This window comes from Sphingomonas sp. PP-F2F-A104-K0414, assembly GCF_004340945.1.
GTDB lineage: Bacteria > Pseudomonadota > Alphaproteobacteria > Sphingomonadales > Sphingomonadaceae > Sphingomonas.
On the sequence record NZ_SLYD01000017.1, the window covers coordinates 1 to 2,500 of the forward strand.

Annotated in this window: 2 tRNA genes and 1 rRNA gene; all 3 read left to right on the plus strand. The window is 54.8% G+C overall.

The features are described 5' to 3' along the window. Window positions 1-328 precede the first annotated feature (328 nt). The 3 genes from C8J46_RS20550 (at window position 329) to C8J46_RS20560 (ending at window position 2,215) form a co-directional block, all read left to right on the plus strand. Window positions 329-1,815, plus strand: a 16S ribosomal RNA gene (locus C8J46_RS20550). A gap of 232 nt (window positions 1,816-2,047) precedes the next feature. Next, window positions 2,048-2,124 (plus strand) — tRNA-Ile (locus tag C8J46_RS20555). Window positions 2,125-2,139: 15 nt separating this feature from the next. Further along, window positions 2,140-2,215, plus strand: a tRNA-Ala gene (locus tag C8J46_RS20560). The last annotated feature ends 285 nt before the right edge of the window (window positions 2,216-2,500 follow it).

A 2,500-nucleotide genomic window follows, 5' to 3' on the forward strand; every position in this document is an offset into this window, starting at 1 on the left:
TGGTTACCGCGGTGGTCGCAAAAAACCAGATGCTGCAAGCTTCTTCTACGGGAGGGGTTATGCGAGTGTCGGTATTTTTGTCGGCTCTTTGACATTGTAGGTTAAGATGAAGGGACATGTGGGCGGCGGCTTGCGGTTCTCGGGCTCCTCAAGGGTTCGGGGTATCGTTTAAAGCTAAGTCGTTCTCATATGTCCTTCACATATTCCATATGTAATGGACGCTCTGTCTGGCTTTGGTCGGGTAGGGTGTCTGAATGATATTGTGCAGAGCGGCTCCTTGAGATGAGCTGGTTGATCGTGGAATTCCACTGCGATTGGCTGGTGACATAAACTTGAGAGTTTGATCATGGCTCAGAATGAACGCTGGCGGCATGCCTAACACATGCAAGTCGAACGAAGGCTTCGGCCTTAGTGGCGCACGGGTGCGTAACGCGTGGGAATCTGCCCCTTGGTTCGGAATAACAGTTGGAAACGACTGCTAATACCGGATGATGACGTAAGTCCAAAGATTTATCGCCGAGGGATGAGCCCGCGTAGGATTAGGTAGTTGGTGTGGTAAAGGCGCACCAAGCCGACGATCCTTAGCTGGTCTGAGAGGATGATCAGCCACACTGGGACTGAGACACGGCCCAGACTCCTACGGGAGGCAGCAGTGGGGAATATTGGACAATGGGCGAAAGCCTGATCCAGCAATGCCGCGTGAGTGATGAAGGCCTTAGGGTTGTAAAGCTCTTTTACCCGGGATGATAATGACAGTACCGGGAGAATAAGCTCCGGCTAACTCCGTGCCAGCAGCCGCGGTAATACGGAGGGAGCTAGCGTTATTCGGAATTACTGGGCGTAAAGCGCACGTAGGCGGCTTTGTAAGTAAGAGGTGAAAGCCCAGAGCTCAACTCTGGAATTGCCTTTTAGACTGCATCGCTTGAATCATGGAGAGGTCAGTGGAATTCCGAGTGTAGAGGTGAAATTCGTAGATATTCGGAAGAACACCAGTGGCGAAGGCGGCTGACTGGACATGTATTGACGCTGAGGTGCGAAAGCGTGGGGAGCAAACAGGATTAGATACCCTGGTAGTCCACGCCGTAAACGATGATAACTAGCTGTCCGGACACTTGGTGTTTGGGTGGCGCAGCTAACGCATTAAGTTATCCGCCTGGGGAGTACGGCCGCAAGGTTAAAACTCAAATGAATTGACGGGGGCCTGCACAAGCGGTGGAGCATGTGGTTTAATTCGAAGCAACGCGCAGAACCTTACCAGCGTTTGACATGGCAGGACGACTTCCAGAGATGGATTTCTTCCCTTCGGGGACCTGCACACAGGTGCTGCATGGCTGTCGTCAGCTCGTGTCGTGAGATGTTGGGTTAAGTCCCGCAACGAGCGCAACCCTCGCCTTTAGTTGCCATCATTTAGTTGGGCACTTTAAAGGAACCGCCGGTGATAAGCCGGAGGAAGGTGGGGATGACGTCAAGTCCTCATGGCCCTTACGCGCTGGGCTACACACGTGCTACAATGGCGGTGACAGTGGGCAGCAAGCACGCGAGTGTGAGCTAATCTCCAAAAGCCGTCTCAGTTCGGATTGTTCTCTGCAACTCGAGAGCATGAAGGCGGAATCGCTAGTAATCGCGGATCAGCATGCCGCGGTGAATACGTTCCCAGGCCTTGTACACACCGCCCGTCACACCATGGGAGTTGGATTCACCCGAAGGCGTTGCGCTAACTCGCAAGAGAGGCAGGCGACCACGGTGGGTTTAGCGACTGGGGTGAAGTCGTAACAAGGTAGCCGTAGGGGAACCTGCGGCTGGATCACCTCCTTTCTAAGGATATCGGCAGAAAGCGCTGATAGGCCCGCATCTTATGATGCCACCCTGTCGGAAGAGCTTCTTCCATTCCAAAGAACATTAGCCGCCGTCCTCATGTCCCTTCATCACTAGGTTAGTCCATAAGACGAGACAGCATCTGTTGTCTTGGCTGTGGGCAAGCTCGGCCAGCGCGCGAAGCGCGCCCATCGGGTGCAGCTTGACTGCGTCTGACGGGCGCAGCGGGTGTGGGCCTGTAGCTCAGTTGGTTAGAGCGCACCCCTGATAAGGGTGAGGTCGGTGGTTCGAATCCACCTAGGCCCACCACACACAAGTGCGTTTGGGGCCTTAGCTCAGCTGGGAGAGCGGTTGCTTTGCAAGCATCAGGTCATCGGTTCGATCCCGATAGGCTCCACCATTTCGCAGGAGACGAGACGAGGCAGCAAAGCTGCCGCGCACGTATCCAAGAACGGCCAGCGCAGAGAAGCGCGCCCATAAGGCGCGGCTTCGCCGCGACTGACGGGCTCGCGAGTAACGCACCATCAGCACAACCTAGAGATGAAGAGAAACGGTTCGCCGTGCGAGAGCACGGTGATTGACGGGCACGCCCGTCGTATTTGACATTGTGAATGGGTTTTTTAAAATCGATGCCGTGAGGTGCTCGATTTTGGAGACGAGGATTGCTTCGGCGGTTCGTGAGCGC